General features: G+C 54.6%; 16 protein-coding genes and 1 tRNA gene. 8 read left to right on the forward strand and 9 right to left on the reverse strand.

What is annotated here, in order from left to right; genetic code table 11:
* Window positions 1–8: 8 nt before the first annotated feature.
* Both leuS and H627_RS19335 read right to left on the reverse strand, forming a co-directional pair.
* Complete coding sequence (gene leuS / locus H627_RS0110795) at window positions 9–2420, reverse strand: leucine--tRNA ligase (RefSeq protein WP_027828970.1); 2412 nt, start codon at window positions 2418–2420, stop codon at window positions 9–11.
* 304 nt (window positions 2421–2724) lie between these two features.
* Window positions 2725–3765 carry a glucosaminidase domain-containing protein gene (locus H627_RS19335; protein WP_081674893.1) on the reverse strand — a complete coding sequence of 347 codons (1041 nt, stop codon included), beginning with the start codon at window positions 3763–3765 and terminating at the stop codon, window positions 2725–2727.
* Window positions 3766–3869: 104 nt separating this feature from the next.
* Between H627_RS19335 and H627_RS19340 the strand changes: the two genes are divergently transcribed.
* Window positions 3870–4538 carry a phosphatase PAP2 family protein gene (locus tag H627_RS19340; RefSeq protein WP_051225365.1) on the forward strand — a complete coding sequence of 223 codons (669 nt, stop codon included), beginning with the start codon at window positions 3870–3872 and terminating at the stop codon, window positions 4536–4538.
* On the opposite strand, the gene H627_RS18015 is transcribed toward H627_RS19340, so the two are convergent.
* On the reverse strand, window positions 4489–6012 hold the full coding sequence (locus tag H627_RS18015; protein WP_051225366.1) for an MDR family MFS transporter: 1524 nt from the start codon (window positions 6010–6012) through the stop codon (window positions 4489–4491). The two genes, H627_RS19340 and H627_RS18015, sit on opposite strands and share 50 nt — an antisense overlap.
* 276 nt (window positions 6013–6288) lie before the next feature.
* On the reverse strand, window positions 6289–7482 hold the full coding sequence (gene metK, locus H627_RS0110815) for a methionine adenosyltransferase (protein WP_027828971.1): 1194 nt from the start codon (window positions 7480–7482) through the stop codon (window positions 6289–6291).
* Window positions 7483–7651: 169 nt separating this feature from the next.
* Here metK and H627_RS0110820 point away from each other — a divergent pair, with 169 nt between their 5' ends.
* The gene (locus tag H627_RS0110820; RefSeq protein WP_027828972.1) at window positions 7652–8347 is read left to right on the forward strand and encodes a hypothetical protein; all 696 of its coding nucleotides are present in this window, start codon (window positions 7652–7654) and stop codon (window positions 8345–8347) included.
* On the opposite strand, the gene H627_RS0110825 is transcribed toward H627_RS0110820, so the two are convergent.
* Both H627_RS0110825 and H627_RS0110830 read right to left on the reverse strand, forming a co-directional pair.
* Window positions 8344–9795: a DUF438 domain-containing protein gene (locus H627_RS0110825; RefSeq protein WP_027828973.1), complete on the reverse strand. Its 1452-nt coding sequence runs from the start codon at window positions 9793–9795 to the stop codon at window positions 8344–8346. The two genes, H627_RS0110820 and H627_RS0110825, sit on opposite strands and share 4 nt — an antisense overlap.
* On the reverse strand, window positions 9785–10018 hold the full coding sequence (locus H627_RS0110830; protein ID WP_027828974.1) for a DUF1858 domain-containing protein: 234 nt from the start codon (window positions 10016–10018) through the stop codon (window positions 9785–9787). The genes H627_RS0110825 and H627_RS0110830 overlap by 11 nt, the downstream gene beginning before the upstream one ends.
* Window positions 10019–10332: 314 nt before the next feature.
* Between H627_RS0110830 and H627_RS0110835 the strand changes: the two genes are divergently transcribed.
* The gene (locus tag H627_RS0110835; protein ID WP_027828975.1) at window positions 10333–11583 is read left to right on the forward strand and encodes an IS110 family RNA-guided transposase; all 1251 of its coding nucleotides are present in this window, start codon (window positions 10333–10335) and stop codon (window positions 11581–11583) included.
* Window positions 11584–11815: 232 nt separating this feature from the next.
* Here the strand turns inward: H627_RS0110835 and H627_RS0110840 are convergent.
* A tRNA-Val gene (locus H627_RS0110840) sits at window positions 11816–11888 on the reverse strand.
* A gap of 201 nt (window positions 11889–12089) precedes the next feature.
* The gene (locus H627_RS0110845; RefSeq protein ID WP_027828976.1) at window positions 12090–12995 is read right to left on the reverse strand and encodes a phosphate ABC transporter substrate-binding protein PstS family protein; all 906 of its coding nucleotides are present in this window, start codon (window positions 12993–12995) and stop codon (window positions 12090–12092) included.
* Window positions 12996–13374: 379 nt separating this feature from the next.
* Here H627_RS0110845 and H627_RS0110850 point away from each other — a divergent pair, with 379 nt between their 5' ends.
* Genes H627_RS0110850 through carB form a run of 4 tightly spaced genes read left to right on the forward strand, consistent with a single transcriptional unit; the run spans window position 13375 to window position 19921 of the window.
* Window positions 13375–14319: an aspartate carbamoyltransferase catalytic subunit gene (locus tag H627_RS0110850; RefSeq protein ID WP_027828977.1), complete on the forward strand. Its 945-nt coding sequence runs from the start codon at window positions 13375–13377 to the stop codon at window positions 14317–14319.
* A gap of 2 nt (window positions 14320–14321) precedes the next feature.
* Window positions 14322–15614 carry a dihydroorotase gene (locus H627_RS0110855; RefSeq protein WP_035440743.1) on the forward strand — a complete coding sequence of 431 codons (1293 nt, stop codon included), beginning with the start codon at window positions 14322–14324 and terminating at the stop codon, window positions 15612–15614.
* A 4-nt stretch (window positions 15615–15618) separates the two neighbouring features.
* Complete coding sequence (locus tag H627_RS0110860; RefSeq protein WP_027828979.1) at window positions 15619–16713, forward strand: carbamoyl phosphate synthase small subunit; 1095 nt, start codon at window positions 15619–15621, stop codon at window positions 16711–16713.
* Entirely contained in the window at window positions 16706–19921 is a 3216-nt protein-coding gene (carB, locus tag H627_RS0110865; protein WP_027828980.1) for a carbamoyl-phosphate synthase large subunit, read from the forward strand. The genes H627_RS0110860 and carB overlap by 8 nt, the downstream gene beginning before the upstream one ends.
* 231 nt (window positions 19922–20152) lie before the next feature.
* Here the strand turns inward: carB and H627_RS0110870 are convergent, their stop codons facing one another.
* Window positions 20153–20425 carry a hypothetical protein gene (locus H627_RS0110870; RefSeq protein ID WP_027828981.1) on the reverse strand — a complete coding sequence of 91 codons (273 nt, stop codon included), beginning with the start codon at window positions 20423–20425 and terminating at the stop codon, window positions 20153–20155.
* Between the two features lie 314 nt (window positions 20426–20739).
* Between H627_RS0110870 and H627_RS0110875 the strand changes: the two genes are divergently transcribed.
* Window positions 20740–21024, forward strand: coding sequence for a hypothetical protein (locus H627_RS0110875; protein WP_027828982.1), 285 nt, complete (start codon window positions 20740–20742; stop codon window positions 21022–21024).
* The last annotated feature ends 232 nt before the right edge of the window (window positions 21025–21256 follow it).

A 21256-nucleotide genomic window follows, 5' to 3' on the forward strand; every position in this document is an offset into this window, starting at 1 on the left:
ATCCGTCGTTATTTCACAACAATGTTAACGATTTTGTTAGGAATGGTGATCACTTTGCGCACAGTGCCGTCACCGATGAACTTCTGCACGTGCTCGTTGGCCAGCGCTTGCTTCTCCAGTTCATCCTTCGGTGTATCCCGGGCAACGCTGAACTTGCCGCGCATCTTGCCATTGACTTGGACGATGATCTCCGCCGTATCCTCAGTCAATTGGCTGGGATCGTACTTCGGCCAGGGAGCCAGCTGAACGGAGGTGTCATGGCCCAGTTTTTGCCACAACTCTTCGGCCATATGCGGCGCGATCGGTGCCAGTAATTGGACAAAGCCCTCCACATAAGCCACCGGCAGATCATCCACCTTCTGGGCTTCATTGACGAAGACCATCAGTTGCGAAATCCCGGTGTTATAGTGCAGCGCACCGAAATCATCGCTGACTTTCTTCACGGTCTGGTTATAGATCTTAGTCAAGCGGCCGTCATTGATGGTCGTGATCCGATCCCGCAGCTTGTCGTCGTCATCGATGAACAGGCGCCATACCCGGTCTAAGAACTTCTTGGCCCCATGCATACCGTCTTCGCTCCACGGTGTGGAAGCTTCTAGCGGACCCATGAAGAGTTCCATTAAGCGGAAGGAATCGGCGCCGTATTCCCGAATGACATCATCGGGGTTAACGACGTTGCCCTTGGACTTGGACATCTTCTCGTGCCCGGCACCCAGGATCAAGCCCTGGTTGACCAACCGCTGGAACGGTTCCTTGGTGGGTACAACACCGATGTCGTAGAGGAACTTGTGCCAGAAACGGGCATACAGCAAGTGCCGTGTGGCGTGTTCCGCGCCGCCGATGTAGAGATCCACCGGCAGCCAGCGCTTCAATTTGTCAAAGTCGGCCAAAGCCTCGTTGTTATGGGGATCGATGTAGCGCAGGAAGTACCAGGAAGACCCAGCCCATTGGGGCATTGTGTTGGTTTCCCGCTTGCCCTTGCGGCCATCGGGGCCGACTACGTTCACCCAATCCGTCAAGTTAGCCAAAGGGCCTTCCGGTTTGCCGGAGGGCTTGATATTTGTCGCCGGCGGCAGGCGTAAGGGCAGCTCTTTCTCTGGTACGAGTGACGTTGTCCCGTCTTCCCAATGGATCACGGGAATCGGTTCGCCCCAGTAACGCTGCCGGGAAAAGACCCAGTCCTGCATGTGGTAGGACACTTTGCGGTCCCCGACATGGTGGGCTTCCAACCAGCTGATCATCCGCGCCATGGCTTCTTTTTTATGCAGCCCATCCAAGAAACCAGAGTTGATGTGGGCACCATCGCCGGTGAAGGCTTCTTCGGCGACATTGCCGCCTTCCAGAACGGGAATGATCGGCAGGTCATGGGCTTTAGCAAAGGCGTAGTCTCGGTCATCGTGAGCCGGTACGGACATGATTGCCCCAGTACCGTAGGCCGCCAAAACATAATCAGCGATCCAGATTGGCAGCTTCTTGCCATTAACCGGATTGATGGCGTAAGCGCCGGTGAAGACACCAGTCTTTTCCTTGTTCAATTCCGTCCGTTCCAGCTCGCTCTTCCGTTCAGTGGCTAAAACGTAAGCATCCACGGCGGCCTTTTGTTCCGGCGTGGTGATCTCTTTGATCAATTCCGATTCCGGGGCCAAAACGGTATAGGTCGCGCCGAACAGGGTGTCCGGCCGGGTGGTGAAAACATCGAAGGTTTTATCCGAATCAGCGATCTTGAAGGTTACTTGGGCCCCTTCAGACCGGCCGATCCAGTTGCGCTGCTGTTCCTTGATGTTTTCCGGCCAATCCAGATCATCCAAATCAGCCAACAGGCGGTCGGCATAGGCGGTGATCTTCAGCATCCACTGACGCATCGGCCGGCGGTAGACGGGATAGCCGCCCCGCTCCGTCTTGCCGTTTTCAATATCCTCGTTAGCCACGACAGTACCCAAATCCGGGCTCCAGTTAACCGGCACTTCTGCCTCATAGGCCAAGCCTTTTTTGTACAACTGTTCAAAGATCCACTGAGTCCACTTGTAGTAATTGGGATCCGTCGTGTTGATTTCCCGGTCCCAGTCAAAGGACAGGCCCATGGAATTCATCTGGCGCTTGAACGTTTGAATATTATGCTCCGTAAACGTGGCCGGATCATGACCCGTCTTAATGGCATATTCTTCGGCCGGCAGGCCAAAGGCGTCCCAGCCCATGGGATGCAGAACGTTAAAGCCCTGGGCCCGTTTCATGCGGGCAATCGCATCGGTGCCCAGGTAGCCGTGGGGATGACCCACGTGCAGACCTTGGCCGGACGGGTACGGAAACATATCCAGGACATAATATTTCGGCTTATTGGGGTCCTCTGTCGTCTTGAAAGTATGATGTTCCGCCCAATAATGCTGCCATTTTTTCTCGACGGTCCGGTGATTGTACGCCATGTTTGTCTTTCCTCCTCAAATGTATAAAAAAAGCCCCACGAAACTATGCAGTTCCATAGGACGGTTAACCCCGCGGTGCCACCTATTATTCGTCTTGCGACGCACTCAAGGGGATAACGCACCCAGCGGTCCAACCTACTATCAGTTCAGTTGCACGGCAAGTCTAACCAGTTCACCGGGGCCAAGGCAACTGCTCGCATCCACCGCAGTCTCTCTGAAGCGCTCTTGCCGGTTACTCATTTAGACGCCTTTAGCTTGAATCAATTGCTCCCACAATACCATAGGCTGGTATGGGATACAAGGTCTAACGGACTTTTAATGTCTGCCCCACCAAAATTAAGTTAGACTGCAACTCATTGACGGACTTCAACGTATCGGTGGACATCTGGTACTTGGCCGCGATACTGGCGATGGACTCACCAGCAGTCACGGTGTGGGTATGATCGTAAGTCACCGGCTGCTGCTTGGCCGCGGCCGGCTGAGCTTGACTGGTCTGTTGGGTCGGTTCAGTGGGAACGTATTGTTCCTTCACTTTTAACACCTGACCTGGAAAGATCAGCATCGTTTGCGCATCCAGATTATTGAGAGAAACGATCTGACTCGCGCTCACGCCGTATTGGGCAGCAATACCGTCCACGGAATCACCGGCTTTGACGGTGTATGTGGTCACGACCAGCTTGCCGGCCGGCCGATCATAATCGGTCAGATGGTAGCGGTCGATCAGTGTGTTCAAATGGGTATTGTAATCTGTGGCAGTAGCGTAGCGGCCGGTCAGAAACTGCGTGGCATCCTGATAGGTGGCGGCATTTTGCTTATGGGCCCCCGTATACATCGGCTGCTTCAGCAGATTGACGTAATCCTGCAGCGATTGGGTGTAATTATCATACTGGCGAAAACCGGCCTGGATCGTATACCGTTTGCCAGTACAGTCGTCTTCCTGGGTCGCCATGCTCACGGACTGGCCGTTGAAGCTGCCCTTGATGCCAAAGAGATTGTAGTTCGGCGCGGCGGCTAACCCGCTTTGGCCCCAGCTGCTTTCCAGAATTGCCTGGGCAATCATGACCGATGCGTACAAGTCATTCTTTGCGGCCAAATCCCGTGCGGAGTCGCCAATCGTTTTGATAAACTGGGTATGCGACTCGTCCGTATTAGTGAATACCGTCGCCTGCGGCGGGGCAGAAACGCTTTGCCCAGTGGCCTGGGCACGACCGTGAACAGCCCCTAAAATGCCCACACCCAAACTGGATACAGCCGCGACTGTGCCCGTCCCGGCCAATAATTGTTTGCGGCGTAACTGCTTCTTGGCGCGCTTCAATCCTTGAATTCGTGCAACTCGACTTGCCACTATTACCCACCCTTGATTTTTATGACGTAATTTCTCAGCTGTTTCTATTATAATGGACTCAATGCCCGCTGTGGAGTAAAAGTTCGAAAGGATGTTTATATTTAATGAATGCGCAACACCGAGCGATATGGCTGACCATCTTGAATTACGCGGTATTTATCGTCCTGCTGATTGGCGTCGCCACCCATGCTGGTTTTATCACTGTGATCGACCATGCCGGTCAGCAGTTAGCGAACCGGGTAACGAATCCGACCATGACCAAGATCATGCTGACCATCACCCAGTCGGCGAATCCTTTGAGTTTGATTGCCGTTACCGCTTTGATCATTATCCTATTGATCAGTACCCGCCAGTGGCGCTGGGGTCTTTTCGTCGGTTTAGCCGGCGGTGCTGCCAGTCTGCTCAACCTGATCATCAAATTGATCATTCAGCGGGCCCGGCCGACACTGCCCCACCTCATTGAACAGGGCGGCTACAGCTTCCCCAGCGGTCATTCGGACAGCAGCATCGCTATTTACGGCGCACTGATCCTATTTCTGCTGGTCACCCAGCGCTCCCGCTGGTGGCGGACCACCGCGGTGATTTTACTCACCGCCTTCATCCTGTCGATCGGGTTCTCCCGCATCTACGTCCATGTCCACTTCCCCACCGACGTCTTAGCCGGCTGGTTCTTGGGCTGGGGCCACATCTGCGTATTATGGCTGATTGCCCGGCGAACCTGGCTTAAGAATTCTCTTGCTGGGCGGCAGAGCGCCGGGCGTGGGCGGTCTTAGTCCCCGCTGCCCGGGAGCGCAGTTTGTCCGGTACATCAAAGAGATTGCACAGCAGCGCAATGGCAATGATGCCGATCCCGACGATATACACGCCGTGCAGCCCGCTGTAAAGAATGTTGCGCAGCGTGGGCAACAGATGAGCCGGTAATTGGGCCGCTGTTTGCGGATCAATCAGTTTGTTGAGCATATCCGTCGTTAAGCCCGCATGACCGGCGACACCTTGGGCAAAATGGGTGTTCAAAACGATCCCGAAGACGGAGACCATCAAGGTTTGACCCAGCGTCCGGCTCAACGTATTGAAGGACGTAGCCACGCCGATTTCAGATTGCACCACGGAGTTCTGGACAGTGACGGTGGTAATCGTGATGATCAAGCCGAAAGCCAAACCCAGCCAGCCGGCAATCATTAGGAACGCGACGAAGGGTGTGGTCACTGGTACGATGGCCAACGCGGTGGCGCCGACCAGCAGCCAGGCCAAGGCAATCGTCAGCACATGCTTCGGACTCCACTTCACCAGCAAATGACCAGCCAAAAACGAGCCAATGATCCACATCAAAGAGCTGGGCGTGACGGCGAAGCCGCCCATGGATGCCGGCAAACCCAGAATACCCTGCATCCACATCGGCATGTAGGATTCGAAGCCGATTAGAAAGCCGGACACCAGGGCCGCGACACTATTTTGGATCACAAAGGACCGATTTTTGAAAAGGGCCAGATCGATCACCGGATCGCTGGCCTTTTTTTCGAGGCGGATAAAGGCGACTAACCCGACGACCGAGAGAACCAACGCGGCAAAGGCGATGGGCCGCGAGCCGGCATCGGTGAGCAGCTGCAAGCCGATCATCAAGGCAAACAACGTCACCAGCAGGCTGCCCACGCCGGGGTAGTCGATCTGCACGGCCCTGGTCTGCTTTTCTTCAAAGAAGAAGAACTGCACTAAGGCAATGGTGATCAGTCCCACCGGCAGATTGATAAAGAAGATCCAGTGCCAGGACAACCGCTCTACGATAAAGCCGCCCAAAAGCGGCGCGATGACCGACGCGATGCCCCAGGCCGAGCCGTTGAAGCCCAGCACCTTAGCCCGCTTTTCAATTGGATAAATATCCGCGATGATGGTGAACGTGACCGGCATGATGGCGCCGGCCCCAATCCCCTGCAAAGCTCGGAAAGCAATCAGCTGGATCATATTCTGGGCCAACCCGGCCAAGCAAGAGCCGACAATAAAAATCACCAGTCCCACTTCCAACACCGGTTTGCGTCCAATGGCATCGGCCAGTTTACCATACACCGGCGTAACCATCGCGTTGGTCAGCAGATAGATCGAAAAGACCCAGTTCATCAATTCCACCCCATGCAGACTGCCGATGATCGTCGGCATCGCCGTGGAGACAATGGTCCCTTCGATGGCGGTCATAAATGTGGCGACGAAGATCGCCGCGGTCGTTACCGCGACATTTGTTTGCTTTTTGGTCATTATTTTGACGATTCCCCCTATATATTCTTTGTATGTCAGTTTTTCAGCAGCGCCCACTTCGTCTAGAGAACCGAGTGCCAATGCGTAGCAAGCGGAGGCGGCCAGAAGCTAGGGCGTAAGGCAGAGCGGGCAAAAACCTAAGGGCGGGTTTGTGCCCGCTCTGCCTTACGCCTACGCTTCTGAACGGCCGCCTGAGCCCTCTGGGCACAAAAAAGACGACCCCCACAGAAAAAAACTCTGTGTTTGGTCGCCTCTTAAAACTCGCCGGTTACTGAATTAGTTATTGCCAGGCAATAATTTCTTCAACGCAGGCACTTTATCCAAGTGCTCCCACGGTAAATCGACATCTGTACGTCCAAAATGACCATAAGCCGCGGTCTGCTTGTAAATCGGCCGCTGCAAGTCCAGCATCTTGATGATGCCGGCTGGTCGTAAATCAAAATTATCCCGGATGGCCTGCACGATCGCGTCCTCCGGCACCGTATTGGTCCCAAAGGTATTCACCGCCAAGGAGACCGGCTCGGCCACCCCGATAGCATACGCAATCTGCAGTTCGATCTGATGGGCCAATCCGGCTGCCACAACATTTTTCGCAATATAACGAGCGGCGTAACTAGCCGAGCGGTCCACTTTCGTCGGATCCTTTCCTGAGAACGCCCCACCGCCATGGCGAGCCGCTCCGCCGTAAGTATCGACGATGATCTTCCGGCCGGTTAACCCAGAATCCCCCTGGGGGCCGCCAATCACAAAGCGGCCCGTGGGATTGATCAGAATGCGGGTATTTCCGTCCAAACACTTGGCCGGAATCACGGGCAAAATGATATGCTCCGTCACGTCTTCAGTGATTTGGTCCAGTGTCGCATCAGGATCGTGCTGCGTGCTTAAAACAATGGTATGGACCCGGGCGGGCTTGCCGTCGGTGCCGTATTCCACAGTCACCTGGGCCTTGGCATCCGGACGCAGGTAAGGGATGATTCCCTGCTTGCGTACTTGCGCCGTCCGCCGCATCAGTTTGTGTGCCAGCTCGATGGGCAGCGGCATATATTCCGGTGTCTCATCGGTGGCATACCCAAACATCATACCCTGGTCGCCAGCACCAATTTTGTCCAGCGGATCCGTATCCTGCTCCCGCGCTTCCAGAGAATCGTTGACTCCCTGGGCAATATCCGGCGATTGCTCGTCAATAGCGGAAAGCACTGCCACACTGTCGCCGTCAAAACCGATCCGATTATCGGTATAGCCGATATCCTTGATCGTTTGGCGAACGATGTGTTGAATATCCACGTAAGCCGTGGTTGAAATTTCTCCCGTCACGAGCACTAAGCCCGTGGAGACGACCGTTTCGGCCGCCACCCGCGCCTGCGGGTCTTGGGTCAGAATCGCATCCAGGATCGCGTCGCTGATCTGGTCAGCGATCTTGTCCGGATGGCCTTCGGAGACAGACTCCGAAGTGAATAAGCGTTTTTCCATGGTTTCCCCCTCTTCGGTTACAAGGCACGGCCTCGGCCGTCACCTATCGGGAATTGTAACTTGCCAATATTAACACATTTACCAGCAAATACCAACAATCCAATTCGCCAGAGGCTGCCGACTACGGTATGATGGAAGGGAAGTTTTTAGAAAAGCAGGTGCCCGTTCCATGTCCGAAACAACAACCGAAAAATGGCTCCATCTAGCCGGCTGTGCCGGAGTGCTGTTGGCGGCGCCCTGGTTATTGGCTTGGCAGAATAACCACTTTGCCCGCTGGGGTGCTTTGACCCTGGTTTCTTTGGCGGCTATTGCCAACATTTTATACCAGGAATGGTTATTGCCCCGCCATCCTAAGACCAATCTGATCATTCTCTGGCTCGGACTCAATCTGGTGCTGGGGGTGCTCGCCGGGTTGACCAGCAACTGGTTCATGCCGGTGCTGGCGGTCCTGGCCGCTGTCCTCTGGCTCGCACCGCCGGCCCTCGCCCGCCGGCCGTTGGAACAGCAGCTGCTGCCGGTAATTGCTTACGGCTTGGCGCCATTCCTGCTCAGTATCGTCCTCTACACCGTGGCTGAGGGTGGGCTTTACCTGCCCGCATTGTTTTGGCCGCTGATCCTGCTCCTCAGTCTCGCTGCGAACGAAACGATGGCAGGCATCAGCAGCGGGCCGATTCGGCTCACGATCGCCGTGGCGACCTCAGCCGCGATTCTCGCCATCGGCCTCGCTTGGGCGCACCTGGCAATCTTAGCCTTAATTCTGCCCGTTCTAGCGACGCTGATCGGCATGATGCCCCAGGGTAAAACCTATTGGTCCGGAGGCATTCTAACCTTAGCCAGTGTGGTGTATTGCTTATTGATCCATTAATCGGCACTGTCCAGCCGCTGCTCGCCCTGCAGGGCCTGGATCGGATCGATATCCTGAGAGACTTCCAGGCAGCCCAGATACGTCCCCTCCAGCGACCGAATCGCAAAGTAGCGGATGTACATGTAATGCCCCCGGAAATGGATCCAGAAATCAGCATGATCCCGGGCGCCGCTATGGAAATCTTGGAGAATTTTTTCGACCTTATCCACGCTCTTGGGCGGATGACAATTCACCACCAAGCGGCCGATCACCGCGGTGGTCCGAGGAAAAACCCGATCGGGATTATCGCTGAACCAGCGGACGGTATCTTGGGCATCCACGAAGGTCATCTCAAACGGCAGCAGCCGCAAGATATTGGTCAGCTCGGCGAGGGTGAAACTGCCGGTGGGCAAAACCACTTGGACATTGCCGGCCGCGTCGGCAGTGATATGGGAAATAAAAGGTCCGGAGGCTGCTTGGCGCCGTTTGCGCCGAGGCGTCGGCGGATCTTTTTTCTTGGCCGGCATTTCGCCGTCGCCGTGCAGTTGGGCCATCACCGCCGCCGTATCTGGCGCTGGCGGCGCGGCCGGCCGCGGCGCCTGGGCTGCCGCCAGCTCTTGGGCACTCTCATTCAACTGCTGGGCCAGCGCGGAGTTCCGTTTGGGGGCTGCCGCCAGTTCCGCCTCAGTCGGCTGCCAGGGCAGCGGCTCCGCAATCAGCGTATAGCCGATCGGCCCGCTCTCTGCAGCCACCGTTCCCCAATCCGCCGGGGTGAATATTTCCAGCACCATCGGCAGCAAAATCGCGTCTTCTTTGAAGATCATTTCGTCGACTTCTTTGGCCGCCTTTTGCACCGCTGCTTCAATGACATACTTATCCGGCAGCGGGTCCGTATTGATTAACTGATTAGCCTGTTTGATCAGCCCCCGGATCTCGTCATCCACGCCCCACATCACTTTGGGCGGCGCCGTGACGCCGAGTTTGTCCATGATGGGGAAAATCAGATTTTCCTTGCGGGCATAATGATGATCGATTGTGGCCAAATCTTTGAGGGCGTGGCGCAAACGGCGCAAATAGTCGTTGTCGGCCCCGTCCTGGATCCATTTCTTCAATGTCGGCAGTAATTCATCGTTGAGCAGCGACGCGAGGACCGTGTTCTCCAGCTTCATCACTTGGACGGGGTGGCCTGGGATCTGTTCCTCTGGGGTTTTGCTGTCGTTAGTGATCTTGCCCCGAAAAACTGCGGCATGAACGTTGCACAGGTTCTGAATCTCCATTGGGTTCAAGCCGCTGGCAATCAACTGGCGCTCCGCCGTGGTAATTTCTGCAACGTCCACACCGTCGAAGGAGTCGTCAAACATTTTCTTGGCTTCTTCAAAGGAACCGCCATGGTGCAGCAATTCCAGAATCTCGACGATCCGGTGCTGACGCCAGGCACTGTTATGTACAGGTAACGGGCTATTGGTCATTATCAACCACCTCATATCCCGCCTTCGCAAAGTCTTGCTTGACCTTGGCTAGGGAAATTTGCATCAACCGCGCGCCCTTGCGCAGATCAACGAAGTGGCCAACGGTATTGAGCACGGCCGGATCGGCGATGCGGGTGAACCCAATGTCCACCATAATGCCCACAATGTCGGGGTGGGCATGGACCAGGTCGTACACCGGCGTGGTTGCTTTGATTTGTATCATCCGCGTGATTCCTCTTTTCTGTTTGTCTCTATCGTATCAAAAGATGCCTCGGTACTGGGTACTAAAACAGACTAACTTAAGTGATGGATATTGATCCGGCGGGATCGATGTTCATCACTTTTCCTTTCAGGTAAAGTGAGCGTGAAGTCGACGTCGTAGGAGCCTTTTTGGCACTTGATGTCGTAACTAAAAATGGCGGCTTCACTGTTTCTGCTGAGTCTGGTCGTAGTCTGATGGACGCTTGACGTCGTGTATTGAAAAGTAGATTTCCAGGACGCAGTGGAGAACTTCATAAAGACAAGGTGGTAGTTGTTATGCGCATTGCAATTGGTTTGGACGTTAGTTCAAAGACCGCCAATGTATCGGTGGTCGTTAATGATGGTGAGGTGACAAGAGAAGCTGAGGCCTGCAAGGTGAGCAATGATTTGGTAGGTTTTGGCACGATTTTCAAATTAATCCATAAGTACAGCATCAGCGATGAGTTTCCCGACGTGGTATTCGAAGCGACCGGTGTGTATTCGCGCCGCTTACAGCACTTTCTACAGACGCACGCTGTCGCGTACACGCAACTCAACCCACTGAAGGCTAAACAGGAGTTGGCCGCGATAGGCAGCCTGCACCGGCGCAAAACCGACCAGATGGATGCCCTTGGCTTGGCCCAAAGCCAGTTAATTCTACAACGGGCTAAGACTTACGTGCAGGATCCGGTTTATGTTCAACTGATGGATGAAGAGCGCTTTTACCAGGAGATCAACAGTGATATGGTAACCGCCAAGAATCGCCTGCATCGCGCGTTACAACTCACCTTTCCAGAGCTGGAAGATGTGATGAGCAGCACTGATGGTGAGTTTTATTGGCGACTGGTACAAACTTTCCCGCATCCAGATTTACTGTTGAAGTCTCATGAGCCGTTTGATCAACTGGTAGAGACCATCCGCCACCTGACGAAGCGGACTTTGTCCGAGTCTCATGGTCAACGAATCGCCGAGAAGCTGAGTGATAGCGCCTTTACTGCCGCACCGGCTGTTTCCGCCGCACCAACTGAGATTAACCAGGTGACGTACCTCGCAGGTGAACTTATTCGGCTTTCCGCCCAGAAGCAGCACATCATCAACGAGATGCTTGATCTGGCGAAAGAACTGCCGGAACTGGACATCTTGAAGTCTTTGCCAGGGGTGGCAGATACTTCGGCAGTCACTTTGCTGGCCGAGTTTGGTGACCTTCATCGTTTCCAAACAACTAATCAGATCAACTCATACGTGGGCATTGATCTGCGACACTATGAATCCGGCAACTACGAGGCAGCCGATCACATCTCCAAGCGGGGTAATCCCTACGCCCGTAAGATCCTGTTCAAGATGATTGGGACCATGGATTCGGTCGCTAAGCTGCCTAACCACCCCAACCACATCGTTGATTACTACGAAAAGAAAAAACAATCTTCTCAGTCGAAAGGGACTAAGAAGATTGCCATTGCGGCGGTTTCCCGCCTCATCAGAACTATTTACCACCTTGTCATGCACAATCAGACTTATGACTACCAGAAAGCCTCGCTAGGCAGGTAAGCAAAGCCGTCATGCACAATTCCATTCTATAGGCTTTGTTCAAAAACCGAAAGAGCAAAGTTCTGTTTGGTGTACCTCAAGGACCCTTCAGAAGCATCACTACATTCTCCTGAGGACCCGAACCAAGGACTTTGTAGGAATCAATAACGAATCAAGAAAAGAAATTCCTTGATAGGCTTGACTTTGGGTAGAAAAAAGGCCCATCTCATGTAAATGAGATGGACCCGTATGATGGAGGCTACAGGGCTCGAACCTGTGACCCTCTGCTTGTAAGGCAGACGCTCTCCCAGCTGAGCTAAGCCTCCATGTCTTACCGACTTGAATTATTATACGGGAAAGACCAGGGGTTAGGCAAGCCTTTTTTTAAACAAAAACGACTTGACCTTAGGCAGCCTCCGCCCTCAAACAAAAAAGCAGCAAGACCTAATCCGCCTTGCTGCCGCACGTTCGTAGTGATCAGAATTTCTTGAGAGAGAAAATTCTGGAGATGAGAGATAGAGATGGGACTATTTGTCCGTTACTTTATTGTTGGCATACTTCACCACCTTCATATTGTGGATGCTGATGTAGCCCAGCTTCTTAACAGCGCTGTCCTGGACTGCGGTGGATTGCATATATTTGATGTATGCTTTCGTTGCGCTGCTTGGTTTCTTAGTCGTATACATGTGCTCGTATGACCAGATCTTCCACTTGTTGGTAGTGACGTTGTCGTCCGTGGGCTTTACCCCGTCAATACTCAAGGCTTGCAGGTCATCCTTGAAGTAGGAGAAGGCCAGATAGCTGATGGCGCCCGGCGTCGTAGCGACGATCTTTTGGACCGTGCCGTTAGAATCCTGTTCCAAAGACTTCACTGCGGCCTTGCCGTCCGTGACCGAGGCTTCAAACGTCGCCCGGGTACCAGATCCTTCAGCCCGGTTAACAACGGTGATCTTTTGATCCTTGCCGCCGACTTCTTTCCAGTTGGTGACTTTCCCGGTGAAGATATCGCGCAATTGGGCCATGGTCAGGTTGGTGACCCCGGCATCCTTGTTTGCGACCGGCCCCATGCCGACAACGGCCACTTGGTGGTCGACGACTTTAGAGGCATCGATCCCGCCCTTTTGTTCCGCGAAAATATCGGAATTACCGATGTCCACTGAGCCTTGGGCGATTTGGCCCAGACCAGTGCCGGAACCGCCGCCTTGAACATTGATCGTCACGCCAGGGTTCTTATCTTGAAAGTCCTTGGCTACAGCGTCCGCCAAGGGCTGCAACGCAGTGGAACCAACGGCCACGATTTTCCCCGACGTGGTACTCGTTTGTGTTGACCCTTTAGCCGTACTGGACTTTGTGGATGCGCTCTGACTCCCGCAGCCGGCCAGCAGACCAGCAACTGTCAGCGCGATCGCACTGATTAAAATACCCTTTTTCATTCTTCACACCTCATTGAGTTATTGTGTCATTTCTTAACAACTCTCAGTGTACAGGGTGTACTTCACGATATGTCCCGGTTTCAGTAAACAGCGTGTAAATTCGGCATAAAATTGTAAACACACCGTAAATTGGCGAATGTTCGGCAAAAGTTGTCATTGACAGCGGCCGCTGGATTCGGTATGCTGAACACAATTTAAGAACCTTTAACTGAGTCCAGAGAGGCTTAGAAGGTCGCGGTGCGCCGCACACAGACAGATCGACTAGGGTCGCCTTCTATCCACAACTGGGTAGTGGGCGACTTTTTTGTTTGCGCCCTGCTCTGTGTTAACGCCGCCAGCCGGACCTGGGTCCAATTTAAGAAAAGAAGGCAACCCATCAATGTTTATGAACTTTGTATCTGCCCACCAGGTTTCCCCCGCCGACGCGATGACGCTGATCGACCGCGCCGAGGCGTTCAAGAATGGCACCCCGGTGCCCGAACACGGCCCGGTGTATGCTGCTAATTTGTTTTTTGAGAATAGCACCCGGACCCGCACCAGCTTTGAAATGGCGGAGCGCAAACTGGGGCTGACGGTCATTCCTTTTGACCCGGCCCACTCGTCAGTGAGCAAGGGCGAGACCTTGAGCGACACGATCAAGACCTTGGCGGCCATCGGTGTGAACATCGCTGTCATGCGCCACCCCGCCGACGCCTACTACGAACCGCTGCTGGCTGCCAGCCCGACCTTGGCCATCGTCAACGCCGGCGACGGCGCTGGTCAGCATCCGTCGCAGATGATGCTGGACCTGATGACCATCCACGAGGAATTCGGCAGTTTTGCCGGCTTGAATGTCGGCATCGTCGGCGACCTGAGCCATTCCCGGGTCGCTCATTCCGACGCCGAGATGCTGACGAAGCTGGGGGCCAACGTCTTCTTCTCCGGTCCGGAGAAATATTTCTCACCGGAATACAAGCAATTTGGCCCGTTCCTGCCCCTTGCTGAACTCGTCAAGAAAGTCGACGTACTCAACGTGCTGCGGGTCCAACTGGAACGCTTCAACAGCGGCGAGACCGCTGAGTTCTCCCGCGCCGACTACCACGCCAAATACGGTATCACCGATGCCCTGGCTGCCACCATGAAGCCCCGCGCAATCATCATGCACCCAGCGCCGGTCAACCGCGACGTGGAACTCGCCTCCGACCTGGTAGAAGCCCCGCAATCCCGAATTTTCATGCAGATGCACAACGGCGTCTACATGCGCATGGCGATGCTCGAAGCCGTCATGCAGGCTCGCCAATTCGGTGCTGTCCCTGCCTCACAAGCCGCAACCGTAAGGAGATAACGATGACCAGCCAAGACTTAATGATCAAAAACGCCCATGTCGTCGGACCGGAAACTTTCAATGGTGATATTCGCATTCAAAATGGCCGAATCACCGCCATCGGCACGGATCTGCCAGTGGCCGCTGGCACACCCGTTTATGATGCTGCTGGCCGTACCGTACTGCCCGGCTTAGTCGATGTGCATGTCCACTTCCGCGATCCCGGCCAAACGGCTAAAGAAACCATCGCCACCGGCAGCAAAGCCGCGGCCCATGGCGGCTTCACCACCGTGGTCGCCATGCCCAACGTGACCCCGGTGCCGGATAACGCCGCCGACCTCGCCGCGCTGTTGGCTAAAAATAAGCAAACCGGAGTCGTCCACGTCCATCAATGGGCCCCAATCACGGATGCCCTGCGCAGCGACCGCTTAGTGGATTTTGAGCAGTTCAAAAAAATGGGTGTGCTCGGTTTTTCTAATGACGGCGTCGGCGTGCAGCATGCCGCCACGATGATGGCCGCCATGGCTGGCGTCCACGCCGCCGGAGCGCCGCTGGCCGCCCACATCGAGGATGAAAGCCTGCGGGGGGATGGCGTAATGAATGCTGGGCCTGTCGCCGATAAACTCGGACTGCCCGGTATGTCTAACCAGACTGAATCCAGTCAGCTCGCCCGGGACCTAGACCTCGCCGCCGCGACTGGCGTGCACTACCATGCCTGTCACATTTCGACTCGCCAAAGTGTTGACCTGATTCGCCAAGCCAAGGCGGCCGGCGTGCATGTCACGGCAGAAGTCACGCCCCACCACTTATTATTGGAAGATACCGACATCACCGGGGATGATCCGAATTTCAAAATGAATCCGCCCCTGCGCAGCCACGCTGACCGGCAGGCCGTCGTCCAAGGGCTGCTGGACGGTACCCTGGATATGGTCGCCACGGATCACGCGCCCCATACCCTGGCGGATAAAGGCGGCACAATGAGAACTGCCGCCTTCGGGATCGTCGGTCTGGAAACCGCCTTTGCCTTGCTCTACACCCGATTCGTGCGCAGCGACCGGATGAGTCTGCCGGAGCTGGTGGCGCGCATGAGCACCATTCCGGCTGCCGCGTTTAATCTGCCCGCCGGCCACATCCAAATCGGTGCGCCAGCGGACTTGACGATCATGGACTTAGATACACCCTATCAAATCGACAGCAGCACCTGGTTCTCCAAGGGCGTCAATTCACCTTTCATCGGCGAAACGGTTTACGGCCGCACCCAAGCCACCATCGTTGCCGGCCGCCTGGTTTATGATCAACAGAAAGAAGGTCACTAATTCAATGGCACGCGATTTAGTATTAGCCGACGGCACCGTATTCACCGGCGAAGCTCTAGGCGCCGACATCGAACACATCGGCGAATTGGTTTTCAATACCGGCATGAGCGGGTACCAAGAGACCCTCACGGACCAGAGCTACAACGGCCAGATCATCGTCTTCACGTATCCCCTGATCGGCAACGCCGGCATCAACCGGGATGACTTCGAAACCATCACCCCCACCGTCCAAGGCGTTGTCGTCCGGGAGGCCGCCACAGTCACCGGTAACTGGCGGTCAGAAATGACCCTGGATGAGTATTTGAAAGAAGTCGGCGTTCCTGGCATTCAGGGCGTGGATACCCGCGCGCTGACCAAGAAGATCCGGACTGCCGGCACCATGAAGGCCATGCTGGTGGACCACGCCGACAGCGCGGCCCTGGCCCGTTTGCAAACCACCCAGCTGTCCACCAACCAAGTCAGCACCAGCGCGACCCCGATGCCCTTCCCCGTACCCGGCACCGGCAAGAAAGTGGTCGTCGTAGACTTCGGGTTCAAGCAAAGTATTCTGCGGGAACTGACCAAACGCGATTGCAACGTCATCGTCGTACCGCCCACCACCTCCGCCGCCCAGATCGCGCACCTGGATCCCGACGGCGTGATGCTGTCCAACGGTCCCGGCGATCCCAAGAGCGTCGACTACGCCCTGCCGATGATTCGTGAGATTGAACAAAAAATGCCGCTCTTCGGTATTTGTCTCGGTCACCAGCTCTTTGCCCTGGCCAACGGCGCCGATACCTTCAAAATGAAATTCGGCCACCGCGGATTCAACCATCCAGTACGGGAAATTGCCACCGGCCGGATCGATTTCACCAGTCAGAACCACGGCTACGCGGTGTCACCGGACTCCATTGACCAAACTCGACTGCTGATCACCCACGAAGAAATCAACGACCACACGGTGGAAGGACTGCGGCACAAAGAATACGCCGCCTTTTCTGTCCAATTCCACCCGGATGCCAACCCTGGCCCCCATGATGCCAACCATCTCTTCGATGACTTCATGGATATGATGACCACATTCCAGCAGCAAAGAAAGGAAGTCGCCACCCATGCCTAAACGGCAAGATATTCACAAGATTCTCGTCATTGGTTCCGGCCCAATCATCATCGGCCAGGCCGCCGAGTTCGATTACTCCGGCACCCAAGCCTGTCTTGCCCTGCGGGAAGAAGGTTACGAAGTCGTGCTGGTCAACTCCAACCCGGCCACGATCATGACGGATAAAGAAATCGCCGATCAAGTTTATATCGAACCGTTGACCGTGGAATTTCTATCACGCATCCTGCGCAAAGAATTGCCCGATGCGATCCTGCCCACCCTGGGCGGCCAAATTGGTCTGAATCTGGCCATGGAATTATCGAAAACCGGCATTCTGGATGCCCTGCACATCGAACTGCTGGGCACCAAACTCTCCGCCATTGATCAAGCCGAAGACCGCGAGAAATTCAAAGAATTGATGCAAAACCTGGGCGAACCGATCCCCGAATCCCACATTGCGACTACTATGGACGAATCCTATCAGGTCGCCCACCAAATCGGTTATCCCGTCATCATCCGTCCCGCCTTCACCATGGGCGGTACCGGCGGGGGCATTGCCCATAACGATGAGGAACTGGCAACGATCGCCGAAAACGGCCTGAGTCTGAGCCCCGTGACCCAAATTTTGATCGAACAATCCATCGCCGGCTTCAAGGAAATCGAATTCGAAGTGATGCGCGACGCGGCCGATAACGCCATGGTCGTCTGCAACATGGAAAACTTTGACCCGGTGGGTGTGCATACCGGCGATTCCGTCGTTTTCGCCCCGGTGCAGACGCTGACCGATAAGGAAGTCCAAATGCTGCGGGATGCCTCGCTGCGCATCATCCGGGCCCTTAAAATCGAAGGCGGCTGCAACGTGCAGCTGGCACTGGACCCGAATTCTTTTCAATACTACATCATTGAAGTTAATCCCCGGGTGTCCCGTTCCAGTGCCTTGGCCTCCAAGGCCACCGGCTATCCCATTGCCAAAATGGCGGCCAAAATCGCCGTCGGTTTGCACTTGGACGAGATCAAGAACCCCATCACCCAATCCACTTATGCTGAATTCGAACCGATGCTGGACTACGTCGTCTGCAAGATTCCCCGCTTCCCGTTTGATAAATTCGAAAACGGCGACCGCACCCTCGGCACCCAGATGAAAGCCACCGGCGAAGTGATGGCCATTGGCCGCAACGTGGAAGAAAGCCTACTGAAAGCCACCCGCTCCCTGGAAGTCGGTGCGATCCATCTATATCGCGAAAAATACCGGCACATTAGTGAACAGGATCTGTCAGACCATATCATCACCCCGACAGACGAACGGCTTTTCTATCTGGCCGAAGCCTTCCGGCGGGATTACAGCGTCCCGGAAGTGGCTGAACTGTCCCACATCAACCCGTTCTTTCTGGCCAAGATCCAACATATCGTCCAGCTGGAAAATGATCTGCGCGACCATGTCCAGGATGTCCAAGTGCTGCACCAGGCCAAGCGCAACGGCTTTGCGGATGAAACTATCGCCCAGTTATGGCATACGGATATGGATACTGTACGTCAGCTGCGGGTGACCAACAAAATGCTGCCGGTATACAAAATGGTCGACACATGTGCTGGCGAATTTGCTTCCACAACGCCGTATTTCTACAGTACCTATGAACAGGAAACCGAAAGCAGCCGCAGCGCCCAGCCCAGTATTCTGGTCATCGGCAGCGGTCCAATTCGAATCGGCCAAGGCGTGGAATTCGATTACGCCACCGTCCACTCCGTCAAGGCTATTCAGCGCGCCGGTTACGAAGCAATCATCATGAACAGCAACCCCGAGACCGTATCGACCGACTTTTCAATTTCTGATAAGCTCTACTTTGAACCCTTGACCCTGGAGGATGTGCTGAACGTCATTGATGTCGAAAAGCCCCTGGGCGTCATCGTTCAATTCGGCGGGCAAACAGCAATCAATCTGGCTGAACCGCTGGCTGCCCATGGCGTTAAGATCCTCGGCACGCAAGTGGCTGACTTGAACCGGGCTGAAGACCGCGATCTCTTCGATGCGGTCATCAAGCAACTGGAAATCCCCCAACCGGTGGGCGGCACTGCCACCACCAAGGATGAAGCGTTGGCTGTCGCGGAACGGGTCAGCTACCCCGTCCTGGTCCGACCCTCCTACGTGCTGGGCGGCCGGGCGATGGAGATCGTCCACGACGCTGGCGAACTGGCTCACTACATTGATGAGGCCGTCGCCGTTTCCCACGATCACCCCGTCCTGGTGGATCAATATCTGGTCGGTCGGGAATGCGAAGTCGACGCCCTGTGCGACGGCGACCATGTCGTGATTCCCGGAATCATGGAACACATCGAACGTGCCGGAGTCCATTCCGGCGATTCCATGGCCGTATACCCCAGCCAGCATTTCGATCAGCATATTATTGACCAGATCACCACCTACACGACGGAGCTCGCTCGGTCGCTGAAGTGCATCGGTATCATGAATGTGCAATTCATTGTCCATGATCATCAGGTTTATGTCATCGAAGTCAACCCCCGGGCCAGCCGGACCGTTCCCTTCCTCAGCAAAGTGACGAATATTGCCATGGCCCAAGTCGCCACCCGGGCCATTCTCGGTCAGTCACTCATTGACCAAGGATACACGCCAGGTTTGCAGCCGCACCACGGCGAAATCCACGTCAAGGCACCCGTCTTCAGCTTTAATAAGCTGAACCATGTCGACAGCCTGCTCGGACCGGAAATGAAGTCCACCGGCGAAGTCATGGGCAGCGACACAACACTGGCTAAAGCACTGTACAAAGCCTTCGAAGCCAGCCACACCCACCTCCCCGCCTTTGGTACGGTATTGCTGACCGTTAAAGACAGCGATAAGGCAGAAGTCATCAAACTGGCCCACCGTTTCCACGAAGTCGGTTACCAGATTGCCGCCACGACCGGCACCGCAAAAGTGCTGAAAGAAGCCGGCATCCGGGTGATCCCAATGGCTAAAGTGTCTGAACCAAAGAGTGAAAAAAATGCCCGGGCAGACGCCGGCAAAGTACCGGATGACATTCTGGACGCCATTGCCGCGCATCGCCTGCAACTGGTGATCAACACCATGACCCTGGACCGCACAAGTACCAGCGACGGCTTCCGCATCCGCGAGACCGCCATCCAACATGGCGTCCCCCTGATGACCAGTCTGGACACCGCTGGTGTCATTCTGAAGGTCCTGGAGGCCCAAAGCTTTGCCACCCAGCCAATCTAACAGCTTGTTTGTTAAACACGTCTCCTGCGCTCGCAGGGGACTTTTTTGGCGCAAAAAAAGGCCCTCCGATTGCACGCGGAGGACCGTCTGTCTATTCTCTCTGGGGAGGGAAAATATTAGGGAAATTGCATTGCGCCAGGCTAGGGGTCCTGGCACGATTAAATATAGCACCATGTGGACTTTATGTCTATACCCTAATTAGATTTTCGCTAAAAAATGTCGCCCTTCCGCTTAATTACGCGACGCCTGATGCCCCGGCCAGACCAGCAGCCCAAGCGCTGCCGCCCCGATCAGTACGAAAACAATCGTCGCCAGCCAGTTGCCGTTAGCCCCCATGGCAAACGCCAAGGTAGCAAACAAGCCCGTTACCGTTAGGATAATACCGGACTGTTGGAGCTTGGTGAGGGTGTGGAAAGTATCTTTGAAGCCCGCCGCGAGCAGCAGCGCACCGGCGAATGAAGCGAGACCGAAGATGATGTGGCCGATGATTAAGGGGTTGAGCATGGGAGGTCCTCCTTTGAATGGAAAATGCAAGTTGTAGTGGAAGCGCTGACTGTAATTATAAAGGATAAACCATACCGATACAACGCCAAGCGTCTGTTGGGTATGCTTATGCTATATTACTGCTCTTACTGACTACCAGTATACCTTTGATTTGCTGCAGATCGCTCCCCAGGTCCGCAGCAAATAACGTGCAGCCGTGGCGGAAGCTAAATCATAAAGTCATACCATTGCCGCTGTTCTCCATTTTTCCAGCGGTATTGGTATCGTTTCCTTTTTCGTGAGATAATCACCTTATCCGATAGGAGATGATTTAGATGGACAACCAGTTGAACATACATTTTGAGGTTGATGGCGAGCGCGCATTCAAAATTGCAGTTTTGCGTGCGCTTGAAACCGTTGACTTAGGTTCAACGGAGCAAAACCTGATTAGCGCAAAGCCGGAAGAATTTGGTGATTTAGCTGCCAAGCTGTACACAGCAAAATTTGCCGAAACACTTGCTCCTTTAATCAAGGAAGAAGTCACCAATTCGCTCTATGCCAACATTGACCATCAAGTCGCTAAGCATGTGGGGTTTGATTCAACGACTTATCAGTTTTAGTAACGGCCTTTCCCGTGATTAACTGGCGAATTTTCATCGTGTGTTTTACAGTTGTCAACGCCGACGATAAAATGACATTTTTTGCCGATTAGAAAATGTTGTTTTTTGCCGGTTTAGTTGAGCTGCGTTTCTCCTTTCCAATTAGTGGTGATGCTTCAGTTAGGCCAGAGGCCTAACCAGTATCATTCGGTGCTTTGTCCGCTTTGGGCTCTGTGATATGGCCCTTCATGCG

The sequence above is a fragment of the Schleiferilactobacillus harbinensis DSM 16991 genome (assembly GCF_000425885.1).
GTDB classification, from domain to species: Bacteria; Bacillota; Bacilli; order Lactobacillales; family Lactobacillaceae; genus Schleiferilactobacillus; species Schleiferilactobacillus harbinensis.

Coding starts and splice junctions, on each gene's coding strand:
- leuS (WP_027828970.1), bottom strand. CDS start 2,420: ATGGCGTACAATCACCGGACCGTCGAGAAAAAATGGCAGCATTATTGG.
- H627_RS19340 (WP_051225365.1), top strand. CDS start 3,870: ATGAATGCGCAACACCGAGCGATATGGCTGACCATCTTGAATTACGCG.
- H627_RS18015 (WP_051225366.1), bottom strand. CDS start 6,012: ATGACCAAAAAGCAAACAAATGTCGCGGTAACGACCGCGGCGATCTTC.
- metK (WP_027828971.1), bottom strand. CDS start 7,482: ATGGAAAAACGCTTATTCACTTCGGAGTCTGTCTCCGAAGGCCATCCG.
- H627_RS0110820 (WP_027828972.1), top strand. CDS start 7,652: ATGTCCGAAACAACAACCGAAAAATGGCTCCATCTAGCCGGCTGTGCC.
- H627_RS0110825 (WP_027828973.1), bottom strand. CDS start 9,795: ATGACCAATAGCCCGTTACCTGTACATAACAGTGCCTGGCGTCAGCAC.
- H627_RS0110830 (WP_027828974.1), bottom strand. CDS start 10,018: ATGATACAAATCAAAGCAACCACGCCGGTGTACGACCTGGTCCATGCC.
- H627_RS0110835 (WP_027828975.1), top strand. CDS start 10,333: ATGCGCATTGCAATTGGTTTGGACGTTAGTTCAAAGACCGCCAATGTA.
- H627_RS0110845 (WP_027828976.1), bottom strand. CDS start 12,995: ATGAAAAAGGGTATTTTAATCAGTGCGATCGCGCTGACAGTTGCTGGT.
- H627_RS0110850 (WP_027828977.1), top strand. CDS start 13,375: ATGTTTATGAACTTTGTATCTGCCCACCAGGTTTCCCCCGCCGACGCG.
- H627_RS0110855 (WP_035440743.1), top strand. CDS start 14,322: ATGACCAGCCAAGACTTAATGATCAAAAACGCCCATGTCGTCGGACCG.
- H627_RS0110860 (WP_027828979.1), top strand. CDS start 15,619: ATGGCACGCGATTTAGTATTAGCCGACGGCACCGTATTCACCGGCGAA.
- carB (WP_027828980.1), top strand. CDS start 16,706: ATGCCTAAACGGCAAGATATTCACAAGATTCTCGTCATTGGTTCCGGC.
- H627_RS0110870 (WP_027828981.1), bottom strand. CDS start 20,425: ATGCTCAACCCCTTAATCATCGGCCACATCATCTTCGGTCTCGCTTCA.
- H627_RS0110875 (WP_027828982.1), top strand. CDS start 20,740: ATGGACAACCAGTTGAACATACATTTTGAGGTTGATGGCGAGCGCGCA.